The 23,633-nt window shown below is 42.0% G+C and carries 23 protein-coding genes and 1 other RNA gene; 11 read left to right on the top strand and 13 right to left on the bottom strand.

Going from position 1 to position 23,633, the window contains the following annotated elements:
- Window positions 1-84 precede the first annotated feature (84 nt).
- Complete coding sequence (locus ACFQ3Q_RS06525) at window positions 85-1,530, top strand: sodium:solute symporter (protein ID WP_380744100.1); 1,446 nt, start codon at window positions 85-87, stop codon at window positions 1,528-1,530.
- Here the strand turns inward: ACFQ3Q_RS06525 and ACFQ3Q_RS06520 are convergent.
- Entirely contained in the window at window positions 1,501-1,863 is a 363-nt protein-coding gene (locus ACFQ3Q_RS06520; RefSeq protein WP_380744098.1) for a CoA-binding protein, read from the bottom strand. The two genes, ACFQ3Q_RS06525 and ACFQ3Q_RS06520, sit on opposite strands and share 30 nt — an antisense overlap.
- A 472-nt stretch (window positions 1,864-2,335) precedes the next feature.
- On the opposite strand from ACFQ3Q_RS06520, the gene ACFQ3Q_RS06515 reads away from it, so the two are divergent.
- Complete coding sequence (locus ACFQ3Q_RS06515) at window positions 2,336-4,690, top strand: TonB-dependent receptor domain-containing protein (protein WP_380744096.1); 2,355 nt, start codon at window positions 2,336-2,338, stop codon at window positions 4,688-4,690.
- Window positions 4,691-4,761: 71 nt separating this feature from the next.
- Here the strand turns inward: ACFQ3Q_RS06515 and ACFQ3Q_RS06510 are convergent, their stop codons facing one another.
- Entirely contained in the window at window positions 4,762-6,387 is a 1,626-nt protein-coding gene (locus tag ACFQ3Q_RS06510) for an ABC-F family ATP-binding cassette domain-containing protein (protein ID WP_380744094.1), read from the bottom strand.
- A 178-nt stretch (window positions 6,388-6,565) separates the two neighbouring features.
- Here ACFQ3Q_RS06510 and ACFQ3Q_RS06505 point away from each other — a divergent pair, with 178 nt between their 5' ends.
- On the top strand, window positions 6,566-7,981 hold the full coding sequence (locus ACFQ3Q_RS06505; protein ID WP_380744092.1) for a TlpA family protein disulfide reductase: 1,416 nt from the start codon (window positions 6,566-6,568) through the stop codon (window positions 7,979-7,981).
- 51 nt (window positions 7,982-8,032) lie between these two features.
- On the opposite strand, the gene fsa is transcribed toward ACFQ3Q_RS06505, so the two are convergent.
- From fsa to ffs, 3 genes are all read right to left on the bottom strand, one after another.
- A complete protein-coding gene (gene fsa / locus ACFQ3Q_RS06500) occupies window positions 8,033-8,689 on the bottom strand; it encodes a fructose-6-phosphate aldolase (protein WP_380744090.1) in 657 nt (218 codons plus the stop codon).
- Between the two features lie 50 nt (window positions 8,690-8,739).
- A complete protein-coding gene (locus ACFQ3Q_RS06495) occupies window positions 8,740-9,561 on the bottom strand; it encodes an SDR family oxidoreductase (RefSeq protein WP_380744088.1) in 822 nt (273 codons plus the stop codon).
- 43 nt (window positions 9,562-9,604) lie between these two features.
- Window positions 9,605-9,703, bottom strand: an RNA gene (gene ffs, locus ACFQ3Q_RS06490) — signal recognition particle sRNA small type.
- Between the two features lie 84 nt (window positions 9,704-9,787).
- Between ffs and ACFQ3Q_RS06485 the strand changes: the two genes are divergently transcribed.
- Together ACFQ3Q_RS06485 and ACFQ3Q_RS06480 are read left to right on the top strand one after the other, a co-directional pair.
- The gene (locus ACFQ3Q_RS06485; protein WP_380744087.1) at window positions 9,788-10,840 is read left to right on the top strand and encodes a glutaminyl-peptide cyclotransferase; all 1,053 of its coding nucleotides are present in this window, start codon (window positions 9,788-9,790) and stop codon (window positions 10,838-10,840) included.
- The gene (locus tag ACFQ3Q_RS06480) at window positions 10,840-11,244 is read left to right on the top strand and encodes an acyl-CoA thioesterase (RefSeq protein ID WP_380744085.1); all 405 of its coding nucleotides are present in this window, start codon (window positions 10,840-10,842) and stop codon (window positions 11,242-11,244) included. The genes ACFQ3Q_RS06485 and ACFQ3Q_RS06480 overlap by 1 nt, the downstream gene beginning before the upstream one ends.
- Before the next feature lie 105 nt (window positions 11,245-11,349).
- Here the strand turns inward: ACFQ3Q_RS06480 and ACFQ3Q_RS06475 are convergent, their stop codons facing one another.
- A complete protein-coding gene (locus ACFQ3Q_RS06475) occupies window positions 11,350-12,621 on the bottom strand; it encodes a serine hydroxymethyltransferase (RefSeq protein WP_380744083.1) in 1,272 nt (423 codons plus the stop codon).
- A 110-nt stretch (window positions 12,622-12,731) separates the two neighbouring features.
- Here ACFQ3Q_RS06475 and fahA point away from each other — a divergent pair, with 110 nt between their 5' ends.
- On the top strand, window positions 12,732-14,021 hold the full coding sequence (fahA, locus tag ACFQ3Q_RS06470; protein ID WP_380744081.1) for a fumarylacetoacetase: 1,290 nt from the start codon (window positions 12,732-12,734) through the stop codon (window positions 14,019-14,021).
- 54 nt (window positions 14,022-14,075) lie between these two features.
- On the opposite strand, the gene ACFQ3Q_RS06465 is transcribed toward fahA, so the two are convergent.
- Together ACFQ3Q_RS06465 and ytxJ are read right to left on the bottom strand one after the other, a co-directional pair.
- Entirely contained in the window at window positions 14,076-14,288 is a 213-nt protein-coding gene (locus ACFQ3Q_RS06465; protein WP_380744079.1) for a hypothetical protein, read from the bottom strand.
- A 98-nt stretch (window positions 14,289-14,386) separates the two neighbouring features.
- The gene (ytxJ, locus tag ACFQ3Q_RS06460) at window positions 14,387-14,788 is read right to left on the bottom strand and encodes a bacillithiol system redox-active protein YtxJ (protein WP_380744077.1); all 402 of its coding nucleotides are present in this window, start codon (window positions 14,786-14,788) and stop codon (window positions 14,387-14,389) included.
- Between the two features lie 182 nt (window positions 14,789-14,970).
- Between ytxJ and clpB the strand changes: the two genes are divergently transcribed.
- Window positions 14,971-17,577, top strand: coding sequence for an ATP-dependent chaperone ClpB (gene clpB, locus ACFQ3Q_RS06455; RefSeq protein ID WP_380744075.1), 2,607 nt, complete (start codon window positions 14,971-14,973; stop codon window positions 17,575-17,577).
- Between the two features lie 68 nt (window positions 17,578-17,645).
- Here clpB and ACFQ3Q_RS06450 read toward each other — a convergent pair whose 3' ends face one another.
- Window positions 17,646-17,831, bottom strand: coding sequence for a CsbD family protein (locus tag ACFQ3Q_RS06450; RefSeq protein WP_380744073.1), 186 nt, complete (start codon window positions 17,829-17,831; stop codon window positions 17,646-17,648).
- Between the two features lie 120 nt (window positions 17,832-17,951).
- Between ACFQ3Q_RS06450 and ACFQ3Q_RS06445 the strand changes: the two genes are divergently transcribed.
- Together ACFQ3Q_RS06445 and ACFQ3Q_RS06440 are read left to right on the top strand one after the other, a co-directional pair.
- Complete coding sequence (locus tag ACFQ3Q_RS06445) at window positions 17,952-19,052, top strand: esterase-like activity of phytase family protein (RefSeq protein WP_380744071.1); 1,101 nt, start codon at window positions 17,952-17,954, stop codon at window positions 19,050-19,052.
- Between the two features lie 4 nt (window positions 19,053-19,056).
- Window positions 19,057-19,599: a SixA phosphatase family protein gene (locus ACFQ3Q_RS06440; protein WP_380744069.1), complete on the top strand. Its 543-nt coding sequence runs from the start codon at window positions 19,057-19,059 to the stop codon at window positions 19,597-19,599.
- Window positions 19,600-19,686: 87 nt separating this feature from the next.
- Here ACFQ3Q_RS06440 and ACFQ3Q_RS06435 read toward each other — a convergent pair whose 3' ends face one another.
- On the bottom strand, window positions 19,687-20,439 hold the full coding sequence (locus tag ACFQ3Q_RS06435; RefSeq protein WP_380744067.1) for a DUF6503 family protein: 753 nt from the start codon (window positions 20,437-20,439) through the stop codon (window positions 19,687-19,689).
- Window positions 20,440-20,684: 245 nt separating this feature from the next.
- Between ACFQ3Q_RS06435 and smpB the strand changes: the two genes are divergently transcribed.
- Window positions 20,685-21,146, top strand: a complete 462-nt coding sequence (smpB, locus tag ACFQ3Q_RS06430; protein ID WP_380744065.1) for an SsrA-binding protein SmpB — start codon at window positions 20,685-20,687, stop codon at window positions 21,144-21,146.
- Between the two features lie 71 nt (window positions 21,147-21,217).
- Here the strand turns inward: smpB and ACFQ3Q_RS06425 are convergent, their stop codons facing one another.
- Genes ACFQ3Q_RS06425 through ruvX form a run of 3 tightly spaced genes read right to left on the bottom strand, consistent with a single transcriptional unit; the run spans window position 21,218 to window position 22,724 of the window.
- Entirely contained in the window at window positions 21,218-21,640 is a 423-nt protein-coding gene (locus ACFQ3Q_RS06425) for a DUF5606 family protein (RefSeq protein WP_380744063.1), read from the bottom strand.
- A 57-nt stretch (window positions 21,641-21,697) separates the two neighbouring features.
- Complete coding sequence (def, locus tag ACFQ3Q_RS06420; RefSeq protein WP_380744062.1) at window positions 21,698-22,288, bottom strand: peptide deformylase; 591 nt, start codon at window positions 22,286-22,288, stop codon at window positions 21,698-21,700.
- Window positions 22,289-22,316: 28 nt separating this feature from the next.
- Window positions 22,317-22,724 carry a Holliday junction resolvase RuvX gene (gene ruvX / locus ACFQ3Q_RS06415; RefSeq protein ID WP_380744060.1) on the bottom strand — a complete coding sequence of 136 codons (408 nt, stop codon included), beginning with the start codon at window positions 22,722-22,724 and terminating at the stop codon, window positions 22,317-22,319.
- An 87-nt stretch (window positions 22,725-22,811) separates the two neighbouring features.
- On the opposite strand from ruvX, the gene ACFQ3Q_RS06410 reads away from it, so the two are divergent.
- A complete protein-coding gene (locus tag ACFQ3Q_RS06410; protein ID WP_380744058.1) occupies window positions 22,812-23,627 on the top strand; it encodes a 2,3,4,5-tetrahydropyridine-2,6-dicarboxylate N-succinyltransferase in 816 nt (271 codons plus the stop codon).
- Window positions 23,628-23,633 lie beyond the last annotated feature (6 nt).

Here is a 23,633-nt window from a genome sequence, read left to right as displayed (position 1 = left end):
TATGGATTTTTGACGGATGATTTCAGCCCCAGATAAACGAAGTTTAAGCTTAATTTGTAAATTCGCCCCCAATAACCCAAATTTATGCAACCTTACCAGATCCTGTTACTCATAGCCGGTTATTTCGGCGTATTAATCTTAATATCCTATTTAACAAGCAGAGGCGGCAGCAACGCCGAATTTTTTCAGGCCAACAGGCAGTCCCCCTGGTACCTGGTCGCGTTTGGAATGATAGGTGCTTCCCTGAGCGGGATCACCTTTATCTCCATCCCGGGAACCGTAGAATTCAGCGGGTTCAGTTATTTCCAGGTCGTACTGGGTTATACGGTAGGTTACGCGGTGATAAGCCTGGTTTTAATGCCGTTATACTATCGCCTCAATCTCACCTCTATCTATACTTATCTGGATACACGCTTCGGAAATTTCTCCTACAAAACCGGAGCTTCATTTTTCCTTCTATCCCGAATAGTCGGCTCAAGCTTCAGGTTATTCCTTGTTGCCAATGTGTTACAGCTTATAGTTTTTGATGCGATGGGAGTGCCCTTCTGGGTGACGGTCTCCATCACTATTCTTCTCATCTGGCTTTACACCTTTAGAAGCGGGATTAACACCATTGTCTGGACAGATACGCTGCAAACACTATTTATGTTGCTGGCATTAGGAATAACGATAGTCTTTATTTCCCAGGACCTGGGGATCTCGGGAGGAAACTTCTTCAATTATCTCGGAGACAGTGAACTCTCAAAAATGTTCTATTTTGAAGACTGGAAAAGCAGAGATTTCTTCTTTAAACAATTCATTTCGGGCGCATTCATAGCCATCGTGATGACGGGACTGGACCAGGATATGATGCAAAAGAACCTAACCTGCCGTAACCTCAAGGATGCCCAAAAGAACATTTTCTGGTTTACCATTGTACTTACTATAGTGAACTTTGCATTTCTTGCTCTTGGATTACTGCTAACCGATTATGCAGAAATCAATGGGATCACCGAACAAAGGGACGACCTTTTTCCGGCCATTGCCACTAATGGGGAGCTTGGCTTCAGCGTGGCAATCCTGTTTATCCTTGGCTTGATAGCTGCGGCATATTCCAGTGCCGACAGTGCCCTTACCTCGCTTACCACCTCTTTCAGTATCGATATTATGGAGATCGAAAAGAATCACAGCGAAGAAAATCAGGTGAAGATCCGTAAAATGATACATATTGGAATTTCACTTTTGCTTATCGCTGTAATGATGATCTTTAAATACGCGATAGCCGATAAAAGTGTAATCAACAAGCTTTTTGAATTTGCGGGCTATACTTACGGGCCATTATTAGGACTTTACACCTATGGGCTCTTTACCAATTGGCAGGTGAAAGACAAACTGGTTCCGGTAATCGCGCTATTATCACCTGTTTTGTCCTATATAATCAGTATAAACAGTCTCGCCTGGTTCGGGTTTGAATTTGGTTTCTTCATCCTTATCCTAAACGGATTACTGACCTTTTCAGGCTTAATATTGATTCGTAGAAAGCATAATTAATGTACAACCAACTACAATTTCAATATCATTCTCTTTAAGAAGTTTGTAGAGTTCCGGGTTCTCGGTCCCGGGATTAAAGATCACACGTTGGGGCGCAAGGGAGATGATATAATCATAATACTCCTTTTGACGGGGTGGCCCGAGATACAGGGTTACCGTATCAATATCCTTAAATTGTTCCTTTTGGGTGCTTATTGGAATCCCCGCTACCTTTCCTTCCCTTAAACCAATGGCTTCCACTGGCTGATCATACTTAACGAGCTTTTGGATAGCCAGGTTAGAATACCTTGCAGGCTTTAAGGACGCCCCTAGAACCAAAGTTTTTTTCTTCATTCTCACAAAGTTAAAGTTTAAGCTTCACTGTAACAACTTAATCTTTCCCGAGTCTTTAAAAACAAAGGGCCGGCCCTGGCAGGGTCATCAGTTTATTTGATGGTTAGTGTTACTGATGATCTTGCGATGCCCACACTCCCACGGGAATGTGGGCATTTTTATTTTATTCAGGATTCGGAAGTTAAAGGCTTATTGAACAATCTGAATGAAATTTCAGGATTTTTCGGGTTTTTATGTAACATTCTTCCTTTGGAGCCGTCTTTATAGTAGAGGGGTTATTGAGATTTAGCCTAAGGTCGGAACCATCTACTATGTATTACAAGGTAATTAAGATGGTTAATTCGTTCCTTAGCAGCATAAACTCCTCGCATTTTAGATAGAAGCAGTCATAAAATTGTGAAAGCCCGCATTTCTGTATTATGCATTGCAAGCTATCATCTTTAACATACTAATCATCAAAATCAATCAAAAAATGAAACAGTTATTTTTAATCTTCATCTTTTTATCAAGCGCCATAAGTATGGCAAACACAGAACCTGTAGGGAAAATTTCGGGGGTGGTCATAGACAAAGACCTTCAGGAGCCTGTGCCCTATGCCACCATCATCATCAATGACCTGGACGGTAATCTCGTTTCAGGGAACACCAGTCAGGAAGACGGCACCTTTATCATTGAAAAGATTCCGGCAGGGGAATATATCTTTAAAGTTCAGTTCATAGGATATAAGACCTTTTCAAAAAAGATCAGTATCAACCGAAGGAGCTCAAAAGTAGAGATAGGAACCGTTGCCCTGGAACCCGACATCTCTATGCTGGACGATGTTACCGTAGTCGCCGAACGATCGACCATAGAGCAACGCGTTGACCGAAAGGTGATAAATGTAGGGAAAGACCTGACCACTTCGGGAGCTACAGCTTCAGATATTATGGGCAATATGCCTACATTAAATGTAGATCAGGACGGAAATATCTCGATGCGCGGCAACAGCAATGTAAGAATTCTGGTAGACGGAAAACCCACCAATATTCCCGCAGCTCAATTGCTTAAACAAATCCCGAGCAGCTCCATTAAAAGTGTAGAACTCATCACCAACCCTTCAGCTAAATACAATCCTGAAGGAATGAGCGGGATCATCAACATTATCCTGCATAAGAATTCCAACTTAGGTTTTAACGGTAATCTTGACGGGGGTGTGACTTTTGGAAAAAAGACCAGGACAAACACTTCGCTGAATATGAATTACAGGACCGGGAAATTCAACTTTTACACCAACCTGGGAATAAACACAGGGAAAAGGCCTCAAACCGGACTGATCTATACCGCTGAAAATAATTCTTATGAAGACATTTTCTATGAAAGCGAAAATACTTCAGGCCTTTACAAACTTGGAGTGGATTTTTACCTTAACGATAAGAACACCTTCTCTTTTTATACGAACCAGAACAAGAGTGACGGGACTCCTGAAGGATGGGTAGAACTCAGCTATCTTGACAATCCTGACAATAACATCAAACAATTCTTCTTTATAGACAACGACAGGCTAACAAGCACTTACAACTTTGACTATAAAAGGGATTTTGAAAAAGAAGGCCACAATATTGAACTTGAGGTAGATTATAGTGTGAGTGACGATAAAGAAAACACAAATTTTGAGTTTACAGGGCCGGGAGCTACCTACCCGGACTATAAAGACGTAGTTCGGGATGACATCAAAAACACCACAATCAACCTGGATTATATAAATCCGCTAAGCGAAAAGACCAAGCTCGAATTAGGAGCTGAAGCCAGGGTTCGTGACAGCGAGAACAGGTTCCAGACCAGCAATGTGAATACAACTAACTCTGTTTACAATTACGATAACAGCATCTATTCGGCCTATGCCACATTTGGACAGAACTTTGAAATATGGTCTTACAAACTTGGTGCCCGTCTGGAGCAATATGATGTTGAAGCTATTTTGAACAGCGAAAAGGTTTATGAGGATGATTATCTTACACTTTACCCATCGGCCTTTTTTTCTTACAATCTTGCAGAAAAAAAGACCTTACAGCTAAGCTATAGCCGCAGGGTAGATCGTCCAAGCCTGAACCAGGTAAACCCGGTAAGGGAATTCAGCACTCCAAGGATCACGGGCCAGGGTAATCCTGAACTTGATCCCCAGTTCACTAATTCTGTGGAGCTGAATTACACTCAGAGCTTTGAAAAGGGAAATATTACGGCCGGCACCTTTTACAGGGCCATCAACAACGAGATCAACCAGACCATCCTGGAAGACCCGAACGATCCTTCAAGATTGTTACTTACTTTTATGAACGGAGACGATAATTCTTCTTACGGAGTTGAAGTTTCCGGTAGCTACAAACCCTTTAAATGGTGGAGCATTAATTCGAGTGCCGAATTCTACAGCCAGAGTTCCCGCGGAGTTATAGGTGATATTGAAAGGGAAGTTGAAACCAATGTTTTCAGTGCACGGATGAGCAATAGCTTTAAGGCCACCGAAGACCTGACCTTCCAGTTATTCGGCTTTTACCGAAGCCCGTTCCAGGATATCCAGTTTAAGGGCAAAGAAATGTATTTTGTAAATGCCGGGGCACGTTATAACTTCCTGGATAACAAAGCTACCTTAAGCCTTAATGTAAACGACATATTCGATACGCAAAGATTTGCTTTCGAGTCGGAACTCCCATTACATCAGACCGGATCTTTTAAACCAGACAGCCAGACTGTTTTTCTTGGATTCTCCTACAGGTTTGGCGGAGGAAAGAACAGCGCCTTAAAACGCAAAAATCGTGACGACCGAGAAAAAAGCGGTGGAGGAATATTTTAATATCTGTTGGTTAGTTGAAAAGAAAATCCCGCCGATCGGCGGGATTTTCTTATTCGATATTACTGTTTTAATTAAGCTTCTACCCTGTACATTTTTTCACGTTGTTCCTTAATGGACTTATCGTTCATATACTCATCGAAGCTCAGATACCTGTCTATAGCCCCTTTAGGGGTAAGTTCGATAACCCTGTTTGCAACGGTTTGAGCAAACTCGTGATCGTGTGTGGTAAACATCACCGTCCCTTTAAAATTCTTCAGTGAATTATTGAAAGCCGTAATAGATTCCAGGTCAAGGTGGTTCGTTGGCTCATCAAGCATAAGTACATTCGCTCTTATCATCATCATTCGGCTTAGCATACAGCGCACTTTTTCACCTCCGGAAAGCACACGGCAGGTCTTCAGGGCCTCTTCCCCGCTAAAAAGCATTTTTCCGAGGAACCCACGTATATAAACCTCTTCTCTCTCTTCTTCGGTTTTAGCCCATTGACGAAGCCAGTCTACTAGCGTAAGGTCATTATCAAAATATTCTGAATTATCTGCCGGAAGATAAGATTGGGAAGTGGTAACCCCCCATTGATATTTTCCGTTTACTGGTTCCTGTTTTCCATTAATGATCTCATAGAATGCAGTGGTCGCTCTGGAATCTTTTGAGAAAACCACAACCTTGTCGCCCTTTGCCAGGTTGATATCCACTCCTTTAAAAAGAGTTTCCCCTTCAATGGAAGCTTCAAGCCCTTCAACATTAAGGATCTGATCTCCCGCTTCTCTTTCCCTTTCGAAAATGATGGCAGGATATCTACGGCTGGATGGCTTTATCTCGTCGATGTTCAGTTTATCGATCATCTTCTTTCTGGAAGTGGCCTGCTTAGATTTCGCTACGTTAGCACTAAAACGCTGAATGAATTCCTGAAGTTCTTTTTTCTTTTCTTCGGCTTTTTTATTCTGCTGGGCTCTCTGTCTTGCCGCAAGCTGGGAAGACTCATACCAGAAGGTATAGTTCCCGCTGAAGTGATTGATCTTTCCAAAGTCAATATCAGAAATATGTGTACAAACCGCATCCAGGAAGTGACGGTCGTGAGATACCACAATTACCGTGTTATCATAATTTGCAAGGAAATTCTCCAACCAGCTGATGGTCTCATAATCCAGGTCGTTGGTAGGCTCATCCATAATCAACACATCCGGATTCCCGAATAAAGCCTGGGCCAATAACACCCTTACTTTTTGCTTACCATCAAGATCCTTCATCAGCGAGTAATGATACTCCTCCTTGATCCCAAGATTGGAAAGAAGCGAAGCGGCATTACTGTCAGCATTCCAGCCATCCATTTCTTCAAACGTGGTTTGCAGCTCCCCTATTCTCTCAGCATTTTCATCAGAATAATCGGCGTAGAGCGCATCCATTTCGGTCTTTACTTCGAATAGTGGCTTGTTTCCCCTGATAACAGTTTCCAGTACCGGGTAATCATCATACAAGTTATGATTCTGCTCAAGGACCGACATTCTTTTCCCCGGTTCAAGATGAACGTGACCTGAAGTAGGCTCCGATTTTCCCGAAAGGATCTTTAAAAATGTGGATTTTCCGGCACCATTGGCACCTATAATTCCATAGCAGTTTCCCTGGGTAAAGGTCGTGTTAACCTCATCGAACAAAACACGTTTTCCAAACTGTACAGAAAGGTTTGATACTGAAAGCATAAGCAGATATAAATTAATTTTTTGCAAAAGTAGCCAAATAGAACCATTTACTGAAAGATTAACGTTTTAAAGTTTGCTTTTAACTTGTGATTAACATCGGTAGTTTTAACCACCGCATATATTTGTTAGTCCTATTGAAATACTAATTTTTCAACAGATCGTTGTTCCAAAAATCTAAATGCGTCATTACCTACTATTTATAGTACCAGTTTTTTTATTGGTTTATGGCTGTAACCAAACTTCAAATTCCGCTGATAAAAGCGTGTATATTGGAGGACAGATCGTTAATCCAAATACTGATTATTTTATCATCTCCAAAGATGATGCAGCCATCGACACCCTTTATCTGGACCAAAATGGCCAATTCGGAAAAAAGATCAACAATATAGAAGAAGGGATCTACAGCTTTAAGCATTCCCCCGAAAATCAGGTAATGTATGTCGAGCCCGGCGACAGCCTGTTGGTATGGCTTAACACCCTGGCCTTTGACGAATCCATAAACTTTAGCGGGAAAGGCTCTCAGAAAAGCAGTTTTTTACTGGATTTATTTTTGCTTAATGAGAAGAACAACGAGCTTATTTTGTCTTATTACAAGATAAAGCCTGAAAAATTTGCAAGCATAACCGATTCTATAAGGCAAAGCCGTATTGAAAAGCTTGAAAGCCTGAAAAAGGAAAACGACTTTTCGAATGATTTTCTCGAGACCGCAGAGGCCAGTATCAATTATGAGTATTATGATCTGCGAGAGCGCTATACTTTCCTGATCAAAAAATATTACAAGGAATTCGCGGCGAAAATCCCTGAAGGTTTCCACGATTACAGGGAAAACCTGGATTTTAACAACGAAAAACTCCAGAGCTATTATGTCTATTTAAATTTTATAGACGATTATCTTAGAACAAAATCTCTCGAATATTGCGAAAACAACAACATAAGAAGTGGCAAATGCTACGACCTTAATGATTTCGATAATATTAAACGCCGGATTCTGCTGATCGACTCTCTTTCCCAGACTCCCGGGATCAAGAACGAGTTCCTTAACAAACTTGCTTCAAAGAGCATTACCTTAGCAAATACCGATAAGCGCATAGATTCAATACTGAACCTGACAAGCGAAATTAATTATCCTGATTTGCAGAACCTAAAAGAGCTTGCCCAGATACAGAAAGCTTACCTGGCCGGAAAATCTGTTGCAGAGCTGGACCTGCTCACCACAGAAGGCAAAATTATTGAATACAAAAAGCTTTTAAACAAACCGGTGATCACTTATACCTGGTCTATCTACTCACCTACTCACCATAACTGGCAGCATAATATCATTAAGGATCTCAGAAAGAAATATCCCGAAATAAATTTCGTAGGTCTAAATATAGATCAAGGCGAAACAGAGGACTGGAAGAAGGTAGTAGAAAAAAAGAACTACAATAAAAACTTCGAATTTCAGATCATTAACCGGGATATGGACAAGTCTACTCTTAGGAAATATCTCTCCAAGATGCTCTTTATTAACAAGAAAGGGGTCATTGTTCGCGGTGATGCACAGTTAAATCCGGTTACTTTTGAAAATGAAATCCTCGAATTTTTAAACAAATAAAAAAAAGCCGCTCAAAAGCGGCTTTTTGTTCTTTATATTCTTCAGCAGGATTTACTGATTTCCTTTTTTGTGATCGGCAAGAAATTTTTCAAGACCAATATCGGTTAAAGGATGTTTCAATAATCCTTCAATTGAAGATAAAGGTCCGGTCATTACATCAGCACCGATCTTAGCACATTCCAGCACGTGCATAGTATGTCTTACTGAAGCCGCAAGAATTTCGGTTTCGAAACCGTAGTTGTCATAGATAAGTCTGATCTCGGCGATCAGGTTAAGACCATCTGTAGAGATATCATCAAGTCTTCCGATGAACGGAGAAACGTAGGTTGCACCGGCTTTAGCGGCAAGCAAAGCCTGACCTGCAGAGAATACCAGGGTACAGTTGGTTTTAATCCCTTTATCACTGAAGTATTTCAGAGCTTTAACCCCTTCCTTGATCATTGGTACTTTTACGATGATCTGTTCGTGAAGTTCAGCAAGCTCTTCTCCTTCTCTTACGATACCTTCAAAATCGGTTGCAATAACCTCTGCGCTCACGTCTCCGTCTACAAGATCACAGATCTTCTTATAGTGCTTAAAAATATTGTCTTTTCCTGTAATTCCTTCCTTTGCCATTAGCGAAGGATTGGTAGTTACACCATCAAGGACCCCAAGATCCTGAGCTTCTTTGATCTGATCAAGATTCGCGGTGTCAATAAAAAATTTCATAGTTGTGTGTTGTTTAAGTATTTCGAATTCTTTCTAAACTGCGGGTAAAATTACAATTTATAATGTTTTAGCAACATTTTCTCATAAACTTTATCAGGCAGGATTCGCTTTAAGGCTATAGAAGCTTTCTGAAGCAACTCCCCTACCTTATAATGCGCATTCGGTTTTGGAGTGGTCATTACTTTGTATACAGCCTTGGCCATTAGCTGAGGATCCTTCCCGGCATCCACGTGCTCGTTCATCAGCTTAAGCGTATTCCCGTAAGGTTCTTTATAAGGTGAATCTTCCAACACCGGCGCGTGGTAACGACCCGCCGCAATATTGGTGGCAAAATCGCCCGGGGCCACATTGGTCATCTGAATATTGAAATCCTTAAGCTCCATTCGGAAAGCTTCTGTAGTAAGTTCCAGCGCACCTTTGGTAGCCGAATAAATTCCGCGGTAAGGCAGCCCCATATAACCCGCAATGGAGGTGATATTGATGATCATCCCACCCCCGTTCCTGCGCATAGAGGGCAGCACTTCCTTAATAAGATTTATTGGACCAAAGTAATTGGTCTCAAAAGCGTTCTTGATCTCCTCATCGGGCGTCTCTTCAATAGGCCCGGTGATCCCAACCCCGGCATTGTTGATAAGAAAGTCTATTTTTCCTGTCTTGTCCAGTACTTCCTGAACAGCCGAAGCTATGGTTTCCTTTTTGGTCACATCGAGCGCCACAAGCGGGAATGAAATTCCGGTGTTCTTTGAAGGATTACGGCTGGTCCCAAAGACCATATAATCTTTCTGAATAAGGTATTCTGCGATAGATTTTCCGATGCCTGAAGAAGCTCCGGTGATAAGCACTACTTGTTGGGAAGAAGTATCTGTTTTCATAGAGCACAAAGATGCACAAATTTTGGAAACATTCAGATACAAAAAATGGCAAGCGACCCACATCACACCGCTACGACCGCCTACCCTTGCTGCGTTCCCGCCCTGGGGGATTCAGCAGGAGCTGGTTGTGTGGGACTTGCCGGTGCAAATATACAACCTTTAGTACTTCCTGCAAGCATTTTTTAATCTGAATTGGTTAATTTAGCCAAAGAATTTAGCGCTTAAAATGATGAATAAATTTAACTTCCTGTTACTCTTTAGCTTAACTTTTTTGTTTTTTTCCTGCGGAAGCAACTCCGGTAAAAAAACTTCCGATTTTTCCCTTAAAACAGCATCCGGTAAAACCGAATTTCAGCTCGGGGAAAGCGTCAGGGCTTCCTTAGAGAACAAAAAAGAACGTGAAATTGATTCGGTACAGTTCTATTTTGAGAATAAAAGGATAAGTTCCGCCAGGAATTCGGTTGCTATAAAACTTAAGGAACATAAACTCGGGAATCAGCAATTAAAAGCAGTGGTTTTTTACGAAGGTGAAACCGATACTGTTTCACAGAACCTTAAAATTTACAATGATTCCGCTCCGGTCACTTATACCTATAATATTGTAAACACTTACCCTCACGATATGAATGCCTATACCCAGGGGCTGGAATTCTATAACGACAGCCTTTATGAAAGCACGGGGCAATACGGGAGCAGCACCCTAAGAATGGTGGATCTTGAAAGCGGTGAAGTCCTTCAGGAAACCAAACTGCCCGATAATTATTTCGGGGAAGGCCTTACCATCTGGAAAGACAAGATTTATCAGCTAAGCTGGCGCCAGGGTGAAGGTTTTATTTACAACCGAAAAACCCTGAAGAAGACAGGGACCTTCAGCTATAACAACAGCAAGGAAGGCTGGGGGCTTACCCACGATGGGGAAAAACTTTACAAAAGCGACGGAACTGAAAAGATATGGATCCTCGATCCGGAAACTTTAGCCGAAAAGGACTTCATTCAAACCGTGACCAATCGCACCATTTCCACCCGGCTGAATGAACTGGAATGGGTAGACGGGAAAATATATGCCAACACCTATCAAAAAGACGGGGTGGCAATCATCAATCCTGAAAACGGGGCCATAGAAGGTCTTATCGATTTCAGGGGCTTACGTGAAAAAGTCACCCAGCACGACAAGCTTGATGTGCTGAACGGGATCGCATATAACCCAAACACTAAAAGGCTTTATGTAACCGGTAAGAACTGGGACAAGATCTTTGAGGTTGAAATCGTAGAAAAATAATGGCTGTTAATCCCGAAATATTCGAACAACACTTAAAGGTCAAGAAAGAACATCTTGATGAACAAGAGCACGTGAACAATGTACAATATGTGCAATGGGTTCAGGACGTTGCTAAAGCCCACTGGGAAGCCAGGGCAAATAAGGAACAAAAGGAAAAATATTTCTGGATGGTCGTTAAACACGAGATCAGCTATAAACAACAAGCCTTCCTTGATGATGAACTATTGCTTCAAACCTATGTGGGAGAAACCAGCCACGTAAAGTCTGAGCGGCACGTAATCATCAAAAATGCCGAAACCAAGAAAGTACTGGTTGAGGCTAAGACCACCTGGTGCCTTATGGACAGCGAGTCGAAAAGGCCCGCCAAGATCAGCGAGAAACTTAAGAAAGTTTTTAAGCAGTAAGATTTACCGGAAGGGACAGATTTATCTGGTCCCAAAAACCGGAGTTTATAAAACAAAAAAAGCTGCCTGATCAGGCAGCTTTTTTATATTTCTGTGCTTTTGAACTTATGCGAAAAGCGGTCGTTTTTGCATCATTGCAAACACCTCTTCTTTTACCGCGGCAAGCTCCTCCTTATTTTCAATATCTGTGATCACACGGTCCATAAGGTCCACGATCTTAGGCATATCATCTTCCTTAAGCCCTCGGGTGGTTACCGCAGCTGTTCCTATACGGACTCCTGAAGTCACGAACGGAGACTTATCATCGAATGGCACCATATTCTTGTTCACGGTAATTTCAGCTTCTCCAAGAGCTTCTTCAGCCTGTTTTCCACTTACTCCCTTATTCCGAAGGTCGATAAGCATCATATGGTTATCGGTTCCGCCGGAGATCACCTGGTAGCCTTTTTCAACAAAAGCCTCTGCAAGTTTTGCGGCGTTCTTCTTCACCTGTACCATATAATGAAGGAACTCATCGGTCAGTGCTTCTCCAAAAGCAACGGCTTTAGCAGCGATAATATGCTCTAACGGACCTCCCTGGTTTCCGGGGAAGATAGCACTGTTAAGTATAGTGGACATCTTTTTCAGATTTCCATTCTTCAGCTTTTGTCCGAATGGGTTTTCAAAATCTTTACCCATAAGGATAATTCCTCCACGAGGCCCGCGAAGAGTCTTATGCGTGGTAGAAGTAACTATATGGCAATGTGGCAACGGATCACTTAGCAAACCTTTGGCAATAAGACCTGCAGGGTGAGCGATATCTGCAAACAGGATAGCCCCTACACTATCGGCGATCTCACGAAATCTCTTATAATCGATCTCTCTTGAGTAAGCCGAAGCTCCGGCGATGATCATCTTAGGTTTTTCCTTCTTTGCGATCTCTTCCACCTGGTCGTAATCTATAAGCCCGGTTTCCTTGTCTACCCCGTAAAATAAAGGCTGGAACAATTTCCCTGAAAAGTTCACCGGAGAACCGTGGGTAAGGTGCCCACCGTGAGAAAGATCAAATCCAAGGAATTTATCTCCCGGATTCATACAGGCGTGGTATACGGCTGTATTAGCCTGGGATCCGGAGTGTGGCTGCACGTTGGCATACTCAGCTCCAAAAAGTTCCTTTACCCTGTCTATGGCAAGTTGCTCTACTTTATCTACTACTTCACAACCGCCGTAATACCTTTTTCCCGGGTAACCTTCGGCATATTTATTAGTCAAAACCGAACCGGCTGCTTCCAGCACCTGTTCGCTTACAAAATTTTCACTGGCAATCAGCTCTAAACCATTTAATTGACGCTCTTTTTCTTCTGCTATTAAATCGAAAAGTTCTGTGTCTCGTTGCATTTCAATTGTTTACGTTAAATATTCCTCAAAAGTAATAAATACATTCGGTTAATTACAGGAAAATAATATATTTGAGTCAATTAGATTTTAACAAAAAACCAAAAAATTATATGTCTATAACCGCGAACGATCCTAATAGAAAAACCTGGCTCGATATACCCGAAAAGACTGATTTCCCTATTCAAAACATTCCTTTTGGAGTATTCCTCACAAGAGACGATGTTATCACTATAGGGACCAGGATCGGGGATTACGCGATAGATCTGGGAGCCCTGCACCAATTGGGGTATTTTGAAGGTATTCCGCTTACCGACGATATCTTTTTGCAGGACACGCTTAACGACTTTATCTCTGACGGGAAAAAGACCTGGAGATTAGTCAGAAACCGCATTGCAGAAATTTTTGATGCTGAAAATCCTAAACTTAAGGATAACCAGGACCATAGAAATACCGTGCTGTTCACCTTAGATGAGATCGAGATGCAAATGCCTGTTCAGGTAGGAGACTATACCGATTTCTATTCAAGTAAAGAACACGCAACCAATATCGGAACAATGTTCCGTGATCCCGATAATGCACTTTTGCCTAACTGGCTTCACATTCCTGTTGGGTACCACGGAAGAAGTTCTTCCATAATTCCAAGCGGAATCCCGGTACACAGACCCCAGGGACAAACCCTTCCTCCGGATTCAGAAACTCCTGTTTTTGGTCCTTCAAAAAGGGTGGATTTCGAACTTGAGATGGCATTCATCACCACCGATGCGAATCCGTTGGGAGAACCGATTCCCGTGAATGAAGCTGAAGACTACATCTTCGGGATGGTGATCTTTAACGACTGGAGCGCAAGAGATATTCAGAAATGGGAATATGTGCCGCTGGGGCCATTCCTTGCGAAGAACTTCGCTTCTTCCATTTCACCGTGGATCGTGACCCTTGATGCTCTGGAACCTTTCAGAACAGAAAGCCCGAAACCGGAAAAAAAGCTTTTACCTTACCTTCAATATGAAGGGAAGAAAAGTTTCGACATTAACCTTGAAGTATTCCTGCAGCCTGAAGGCGGGGAAGAAAACAAGATCGCGAAGTCTAATTTCAAGTACCTTTACTGGAATATGAGCCAACAGCTGGCCCACCATACGGTGAACGGCTGCCCGGTGAATTCAGGAGATATGATGGCTTCCGGAACAATTTCAGGGCCAACCCCTGACTCTTATGGTTCTATGCTGGAGCTTTCCTGGAGTGGTAAAAAACCTGTTAAACTGAAAGACGGAAATGAGCGCAAGTTCATTGAAGACAACGATACCGTGATTATGCGCGGATATTGCGAGACTTCAGACAGAAGAATTGGTTTTGGTGAAGTAAAGTCTAAATTGCTTCCCGTATATCAGCCAAAGAAAAAATAAAAAGACCTTAATAAAGGTTTTAAACTAAAAAGCCGGCTCAAGTAGCCGGCTTTTTTATTTCTCTTTTTGTTGTTTTTGATCCCTGAACTCTTTCTGCTCTCTTTTGGAAGTTTCGTTGTTCTCCGACTTTTCTTCTGAAGAAGACTTACCGCTTCCCTCCTGCTGATTAAGATCTTCAAACTCTTTGTCCTTAGTTTCGGAAGCTCGCTCTTTAATAAGCTTCTGATTCTTTTCGAGTTCCTCTATATTCGGCTCCTTCTTGTTCATAATTCGTTAATTTTATCTTCAAATTACGAATCAGGAAAAACACCTCCAAGGCTCTTAATAAGCTTTAACGCCCAAAACCGAAATTTTAAAAGTATTTTCTAATTTAAAAATTCCTTCAGTTTATCGGCATCGATTCCCTGGTGTGAAGAATGGTGAACCACATTCTCATCTTTAAGAACTATAAGCTGTGGACTCTCGTGTCTTACGGAAAAACGTTCGGCGATCTCATTAGATACCTCCCGATAACTTAAAAGGTCAAGGAAATACAGCTTAATATCGGCATCTTCACTCAGGTCGTAAGAATTTTCAAACTGCCTCAACACCATTTTGCTGATCCCACACCTTGTAGAATGCTTCAAAATAGCAACAGGCTTGTCTTTGGATTCGGCTTTCAATTCCTCAAGCTGCGCTGTAGAATTCAGGTCATTCCACGGCACCTGCGACTTTTTTTCATTAGTATTATCACTTTCACTTTTAAACAATTTATCGAGTATTCCCATAGAAGTTTTTCTTTGGTGTAAAATTAATTCTTTAAATTTAATTAGCCTTATAGTCGATCTTTTTTACAAATACTTAACTAAAATGACGAATTGTCGGTTATTTCCCAGGATTAACCGCCATAATGTCTCGATTCTTAATCGGTATATGAATTGCTATACTCAAAACAAAAAGAAAACAGACTATGAATTTCAACAACTTTACTATAAAATCCCAGGAGGCCATTCAGCAGGCGCAGCAGCTAGCCCAGGAATTAGGCCACCAGCAGATTGAAAATGAGCACATCTTTAAAGCCATTACGATGGTCGACGAAAATGTGACCCCTTTTCTTCTGAAGAAGCTGAACATCAACGTTAAACTTTTTAATGACATCCTGGAGAACACGCTTCAGAGTTTTCCAAAAGTAAGCGGTGGTGAAATTATGCTTTCCAGAGAAGCCGGTAAAACCGTAAATGAAGCTTCTACCATTGCCAAGAAGATGAATGACGAATATGTATCGGTAGAGCATCTTACCCTGGCCATTTTTAAATCCTCAAGTAAGGTTGCTCAGATCCTGAAAGACCAGGGAGCGACCGAAAAAGGCCTGAAAGCAGCCATAGAAGAACTAAGGAAAGGAGACCGCGTGACTTCTCAGAGTGCTGAAGAAACCTATAATGCATTGAATAAATACGCCAGGAACCTCAACCAGCTGGCCAAAGACGGAAAGCTGGACCCTGTGATTGGCCGTGATGAAGAAATACGAAGGATCCTGCAGATCCTGTCCCGAAGAACCAAGAACAACCCTATGTTGGTTGGGGAACCGGGTACCGGAAAAACAGCCATTGCCGAAGGGCTTGCCCACAGGATCGTGGACGGAGATATCCCTGAAAACCTTCAGGACAAACAGATCTTTTCCCTGGATATGGGAGCGCTTATTGCAGGAGCTAAATACAAAGGTGAATTTGAAGAGCGATTAAAAGCGGTGATCAAGGAAGTGACTTCCAGTGACGGGAATATCGTTATGTTCATCGATGAGATCCATACTCTTGTAGGGGCCGGTGGAGGTCAGGGAGCTATGGATGCAGCTAACATCCTGAAACCAGCCCTTGCCAGAGGTGAGCTTAGAGCCATTGGGGCTACCACCCTGGACGAATACCAGAAATATTTTGAGAAAGACAAAGCCCTGGAACGCCGGTTCCAGAAAGTTACCGTGGATGAGCCTGACACCGAAAGTGCCATTTCCATCCTGCGTGGGATCAAGGAAAAATACGAAACCCACCATAAGGTAAGGATCAAAGATGAAGCGATAATTGCTGCTGTAGAACTGTCTCAGCGCTATATTACCAACCGGTTCCTTCCCGATAAGGCTATTGACCTTATGGACGAGGCCGCTTCAAAATTGAGGATGGAGATCAATTCCAAGCCTGAAGAGCTGGATGTGCTGGACAGAAAGATTATGCAGCTGGAGATCGAAATCGAGGCTATAAAAAGGGAAAAAGACGAGAATAAGCTCAAAGCCCTGCGCGCAGATCTTGCCAATTTAAAAGAAGAACGCAATGAGCTGAATGCACGCTGGAAGAATGAGAAAGAGGTAGTAGACAATATCCAGAATACTAAATCTGAAATTGAAAATTATAAACTTGAAGCCGAACGTGCCGAGCGGGAAGGAGATTACGGTAAGGTAGCCGAGATCCGCTATGGTAAAGTGAAAGAGGCACAGGAAAGGCTAGAAAAGCTTCAGGCTGAAGTCGCTAAGAAACAGGAAGGAAAATCCCTGATCCAGGAAGAGGTCACAAATGAGGATATTGCCGAGGTTGTGGCCAAATGGACCGGAATACCTGTTACCAAAATGCTGCAGAGCGACCGCGAGAAACTGCTTAAGCTTGAAGAGCAGCTTCATAAGAGAGTGGTTGGCCAGGACGAAGCTATTATTGCGGTTAGCGATGCCGTAAGGAGAAGCCGCGCCGGCCTTCAGGACCAGAAAAGGCCGATTGGTTCTTTCTTATTCCTGGGAACAACCGGGGTAGGTAAAACGGAGCTTGCCAAGGCCCTCGCAGAATATCTGTTTGATGATGAATCGGCGATGACCAGGATAGATATGAGCGAATACCAGGAAAGGCACGCTGTAAGCAGGCTTGTTGGTGCGCCTCCGGGGTATGTGGGTTATGACGAAGGAGGACAACTTACCGAAGCGGTTAGGAGAAAACCTTACTCTGTGGTCCTGCTCGACGAGATCGAGAAAGCTCACCCCGATACTTTCAACATCCTGTTGCAGGTTCTTGATGAAGGTAGGCTTACCGATAACAAAGGAAGACTGGCCGACTTTAAGAATACCATAATTATTATGACCTCTAATATGGGTAGCCATATTATCCAGGAAAAATTCGATAATTACACCGACCTGGACAGCGCGATGGAGGAAGCCAAGACCGAAGTCCTGGGATTGCTTAAAAAGAATGTAAGACCTGAATTCATCAACAGGATAGACGACATTGTGATGTTCAGTCCGTTAACACAGAAGGATATTCGTCAGATCGTCGAACTTCAACTAAAAGGTGTGAAGAAGATGCTGGCAAAACAGAATATCGTGCTGGATGCCACAGACGAAGCCGTTACCTATCTTGCAGGCAGAGGATTCGATCCTCAGTTTGGTGCACGTCCGGTGAAACGGGTGGTACAACGGGAAGTACTCAATAAATTATCTAAAGAGATCCTTTCAGGAAGGATACATACAGAAAGTATTATTCTTTTAGATGAATTTGATGATACTCTTGTATTCAGAAACCAGGAAGAACTGGCTGAGAACGAGTAATCTTTAAAATAAGATCAAAAAAAAGGGCTGTGAAAACAGCCCTTTTTTCTTGCTAAAAATTCAGCAAATTACCAATTATCAATCTCACGCTTGAGTTCTTCTTTTGTTTTTCCGGTCTTTTCCTGTAACCTTCCTAACATTTCTTCGAACTTTCCTTCAGTATAAGTGGTATCATCGTCGGTAACTTCACCGTATTTCTGCTTAAAGTCACCTCTCATCTGTTTCCACTTACCTTCTAACTGATCTTCATTCATAATATATTGGTTTAGGTGTTAATTGTGAAGTAAAATTAGCCAATCAAAACAGCCCAGACTCTCAAAAGTTTCCCATAATTATCTTAAGTATTTGTTATTTTTACCTCGGAAAATTCCTCTATGAAAAGAATATACTACCTACTCCCCTTGTTTTCAATAGTATTAAGCTGCGCCACTACCCGAAACCTGGATACAAAGAATATTGAATTACATTTCCTGGATGAATATGTAATTGATGCCCATATGGAATTTGAAGGTACCCCTGTAGGCGGGCTTTCGGGAATCGACTATAGTAACGGAAACTACTTTATGGTCAGCGACCAGGCTTCTAACCCAAGACTCTACAAGGCAAAAATCAAACTCGTAAACCGATCCATAGATACCGTAATTATTGAAGACCTTATAGAAATTGACCGAAGCTCAGGTTTTTTAAAGAATGCCACCCTGGACCTTGAGTCTGTAAGGTTCGATTCTTCAAAAGATGAATTGATCCTCTCCAGTGAAGGTGCCATTCAGGATGGGAAAGACCCTTCTGTGTTCAGAATTTCGGAAAATGCAGAATTCAGATCCAGTTATGAAATTCCGAATTATTTTACAGCTAAAGGTGATCAAAAACCAAGGAACAATGGAGTCTTTGAAGGCCTTAGCAGATCTTCAGACCATACAGGAATTTGGGTCGCTGCGGAACTTCCGCTTGAAAAAGACGGGCCCAAGCCTAAACTATTTCCCACAAGTTCGCTGACCAGAATAACCTATTTTAATGATGAATCGAAAGAGGCCAGCCGCCAGTTCGCTTATAAACTGGATGGCATATCGAAACTGCCCATCAATTATTTCGCGGTAAACGGGATCACAGAGATCCTGGAGTATCAAAATGACAGATTCCTGGTAATAGAGCGTGCCTATTCAGCCGGGTATGGGTCACACGGAAATACGGTAAAGGTTTTTGAGGTAGATGCTTCAAAAGCCACCAATACGCTAAACCTTAAGAACCTTCAGGACCAAAAGGTGAAGCCGGCGGCAAAACGCCTTATTTTCGATTTTAAATCCATTGAAAATCATCTCACCGACGGGATCATAGATAATATAGAAGGGATGTGTTTCGGGCCTGTTTTACCGAACGGGAAACAATCCTTCATCTTTATTTCAGACAACAACTTTAACAGCTATAGCAAACAACTTAACCAAATCTTTTTATTCGAGATCGATATTAAAAACTAAACCAATGAAGAAAATACTACTTCTATTACTTCCTCTTTTCCTGGCCTGCAACAATTCACAAAAGGAGGAGCCGGAAAATTTAGAAACTGAACAAAATGAAAGTACAGACCAGGTAACCACCTATTATTTTATTAGACACGCTGAAAAGGATCGCAGCAATCCGGAAGAAAAAGATCCTGTACTCACCAAAGCCGGAGAAAAAAGAGCCAGGAATTGGGCGGAAGTATTTAAGGATGTCGATCTTGATATGATCTATAGTTCAGATTTCAAAAGGACAAAAGCTACCGCAAAACCGACTGCCAAGGCCAAGGGTCTTAAATTGAAAATTTATGACACCAGTAATTTAAACGACCAGGATTTCCAGGAGCAAACGGCAGGAAAGACAGTCCTGGTTGTTGGGCATAGCAATACCACCCCTCAGTTCGTGAACCTCATATTAGGGGAAGAAAAATATGAGAATATTGCCGATGATGAGAACGGCGCGCTCTTCATAGTCAAGGAGCTTTCCGATGGAAAGAAAACCTCACAGGTTCTTTACATAAATTAATAAGAACTGTATAGCTGTAACAAAAAACCGAATCCCATATTCCATAAGATTCGGTTTTTTATTTTTTATATCCTGAACACAGGAAAACTACTTGCTGATATTCACCTTAATATCCTTGTTCTCGATTGTGGAAAGCAATTCCAATTCTCCCTCTTCATATAAGGAATCAAGCTTCTTCAAAGGAGTCCCTAATTCTGCATATTTATAATTCTTATAATCCACGAACCTCAGCCCTTCAATTTTTCTTTCGTTATAGGCCTTCCTGAAGCGGATTCCCCCGCCATTCACCTCATAATTATAAGCCAGGTAATCTACCGTATAATGTTTGGTGTCTATCCAGTACAAATACTCATCTTCGTGATCTGTACCGCCACCTTCCGCATTAAAGGTTACCTTAACTTCATAATATTCCTTCCCGGCAATACTGTCTTTACCAATAAGCTTTTTATTAGCCGCCGGAGCATTAAGGCCGTAAGGAAGCTGAACAAAATAATGAACGGAATTCACCCCGTTACTTATAGGAGTAACCAAAGAATCGGCAACCTGAACGGTGGAATCGTTCACCTTTCGCTGAAGCCCTTCATTCGATAAAATATCGTGAATCATTTTTCCGGTAGAATCCTGCTGTATCCGTTCCAGGCGGTACTTCCCTCCTTCGCGAAAGCTTTTATAATTCCGATCCCTGAAAACAAAGTCGATCTCGGCATATTCATAGTTCTGTCCTCCCGCAGTATCGATAGCCCTTTCAACTATCTTCTCTGCCGTAAGTTCTTCTTTTTTGTTTTCCTGGTCACAGGAGATGAAAAGGAGAACTATAATAATTAGGTTAAGATATTTCATAGTTTATAAAATTGGGTGCAAATATAGTTAATTAAAGGAATTTGAGATTTTCTTTAATCCTTTACTTGCCTGCATAATATCAGACGAAAATGACGGGCCTTCATTACTTAATTTTAAACTTGCTTTATCATTATTTCTAAATAAAGCTTAGTATTTTTGTGATGACCGAAACCCCGGTTAACATTCAGGCCAATTGAAAATGTCCGGCTACCTGAATTTCGGGGGAGATATAAAAATCAGATATTTTGAAGAAACCCAACACGATCAACATAAAGAACCGTAAAGCCAAATTCGAATATGAATTTCTGGATAAATATGTTGCGGGGATCAAACTTGCGGGTACCGAAATAAAGGCCATAAGGGAAGGAAAAGCCTCTATTGCCGAAAGTTTCTGCGAGTTTCAGGATCACGAACTCTATGTGATCAATATGCACGTGGAAGAGTACTCTCACGCTACCCACTTTAACCATAACCCTAAGAGTGAACGTAAACTTCTTCTTCAAAAAAGGGAGCTACGTAAGCTGGAAAAGCAGGTGAAGAACACGGGACTGACGATTATTCCCCTAAGATTGTTCATCAATGACCGCGGACTTGCCAAGTTGCAGATCACCCTTGCAAAAGGTAAAAAACTGCACGATAAACGGGAGACCATCAAGGACAGGGAGAGCAAACGCCGCCTTGATCGCATAAAAAAGGAATATAAATAAGGAAGAATTGATCCATAAAAAAAGGCTGAAAGTTCAATTTTCAGCCTTTTTTTATTCTTCAGAAGGGTTTCTTATTCCTCTTCGCTTTTATTTTCCTCAGCTTCTTCTTTCTTAAAGTCGGTGAATCCGTTCTTGATAAGAAGGTTGTACCACTGGATGATCTTCTTGATATCGCTGGCATAGACCCTGTCTACATCATATTCCGGAAGGATTTCAGAAAAATAATCCTCAAGTTGAGCCTTGGAAGATTTATGACTTATGGCTTCCCCCCCGTCTTCTTTTTCCTTGATACTCTCAAGCACTTCCCCAAGCGGAATTTCTTCGGAGTAGGTATAAACGGCAATCTCGCTCAAGATACTCACATTATGACGCATAGTAACCGCCATTTTCTTTCCGTCAACAATAGATTTTGCAATAAAACCGCCTCTTGTTTGAGCAGCCATTTCATACAAACCCGGTTTCCCCGAGATCGCTAATATTTTTTCTAAACTCATAGTATTTTTTGAATTAGGCACGCAAATATCACAGTCCTGCGCTAATTATCAAAGAGATTATCTTGCTTTTTTCATTTCGGGAAAACGCATTTTATAGTCGATCTTAATCTTCCCTTTTGAAATGTTTTTCAGCTTACCTTTGATGAGTCTTTTCTTAAGACTTGAAAGCTTATCGGTGAACAGGATCCCTTCAATATGGTCATATTCGTGCTGGATCACCCTTGCTGCAAGGCCGGTATAAACTTCCCGGTGTTCCTTAAAATCTTCATCCTGGTATTCTATGGTGATCTGAGGCTTTCTGAAGACATCTTCCCTGATCTCGGGAATACTTAAACAACCTTCATTAAAGGCCCATTCTTCGCCTTCTTCCTCTACGATCCTGGCATTGATGAAGGTCTTCTTTAATTTTTTAAGCTCTTCTCTTTCCTTTTCATCAATATTCTCATCATCTGCAAAAGGAGAGGCATCAACCAGGAATAATCTTATTGGCCGACCAATTTGCGGAGCGGCAAGACCCACCCCATAAGCGTTATACATGGTCTCCCACATATTCTCAATCAATTCATCCAGTTTCGGGTAATCTTTGCTTATCTCCTTGCACTTCTTCCTCAAGACCGGATCTCCGTAGGCTACAATCGGTAATATCATTTTCTTATAACTTCTTTAATTCGCAATTTTAATTATACAGATAAGACTGCAGGATAAGGGTCGCACTTATCTCATCTACAAGTGCCTTATTTCGGCGTTTCTTTTTCTTAAGTCCGCCTTCTATCATTGACTGCACCGCCATTTTGGAGGTGAATCGTTCATCTACCCTTTTCACAGGCATAGCCGGGAATTTTTCAGCAAATTTCTTCAAAAATTCCTGAATAAACACTTCACTTTGAGAAGGGGTATCGTCCTTCTGAAGTGGTTCTCCCACAATTACAAGCTCCACCTTTTCCTTACTAAAATAATCTTCCAGAAAGGAAATAAGCTCGGGAGTACTCACGGTAGTAAGCCCCGAAGCAATGATCTGAAGCTCATCGGTAACCGCTATCCCGGTACGTTTTGTCCCATAGTCTATTGCAAGAATCCTGCCCATTGCAAAAATTTACGCAAAGGTAAGGTTTATATTCCTATGCCACCAAAATTTGGGTATAAGCTGTTATATTTGCCTAAAACAGTTAAGATGGATCAATTAGAAGCGAAAATAAATGCAGCCTGGGAAAACAGGGACTTACTAAAAGAAAAAGAAACTACAGATGCTATTCGGGAAGTGATAGAGAAACTGGATCTGGGAGAGTTAAGAACTGCCGAGCCTACTGCCGACGGATGGCAGGTTAACGAATGGGTAAAGAAAGCGGTCGTGCTCTACTTCCCAATTCAAAAGATGCAGACCCTGGAAGCCGGGATCTTTGAATATCACGACAAGATGCCGCTTAAAACAGGATATAAAGAAAAAGGAATCAGGGTGGTCCCTAATGCTGTTGCAAGACACGGAGCCTATATTTCCAGTGGCGTGATAATGATGCCGAGCTATGTGAATATCGGGGCTTATGTGGACGAAGGAACAATGGTGGACACCTGGGCAACAGTGGGAAGCTGTGCTCAAATCGGCAAGAACGTGCACCTGAGTGGCGGTGTCGGGATCGGCGGTGTACTGGAGCCTCTTCAGGCGGCGCCGGTGATCATTGAGGACAATGCTTTTATCGGATCCAGATGTATAGTGGTTGAAGGGATTCGCGTGGAGAAAGAGGCAGTGCTGGGCGCCAATGTGGTGCTTACCGGTTCTACCAAGATCATAGACGTGACCGGAGATGAGCCTAAGGAATTTAAAGGTTATGTTCCTGCCAGGTCTGTGGTGATCCCGGGCAGCTATACCAAGAAATTTCCTGCCGGAGAATACCAGGTGCCCTGTGCCCTCATCATTGGGAAGCGTAAAGAAAGCACCAATAAAAAGACCTCTCTTAATGATGCTTTAAGGGAATATGATGTAGCCGTCTAAACGGAA

Origin of the sequence: Salegentibacter chungangensis, assembly GCF_042678405.1 — a bacterium.
In the GTDB taxonomy this organism is placed as follows: domain Bacteria; phylum Bacteroidota; class Bacteroidia; order Flavobacteriales; family Flavobacteriaceae; genus Salegentibacter_A; species Salegentibacter_A chungangensis.
The sequence above is the reverse complement of the archived record's forward strand: the minus strand, read 5'-3'. Positions and strand labels throughout refer to the sequence as shown.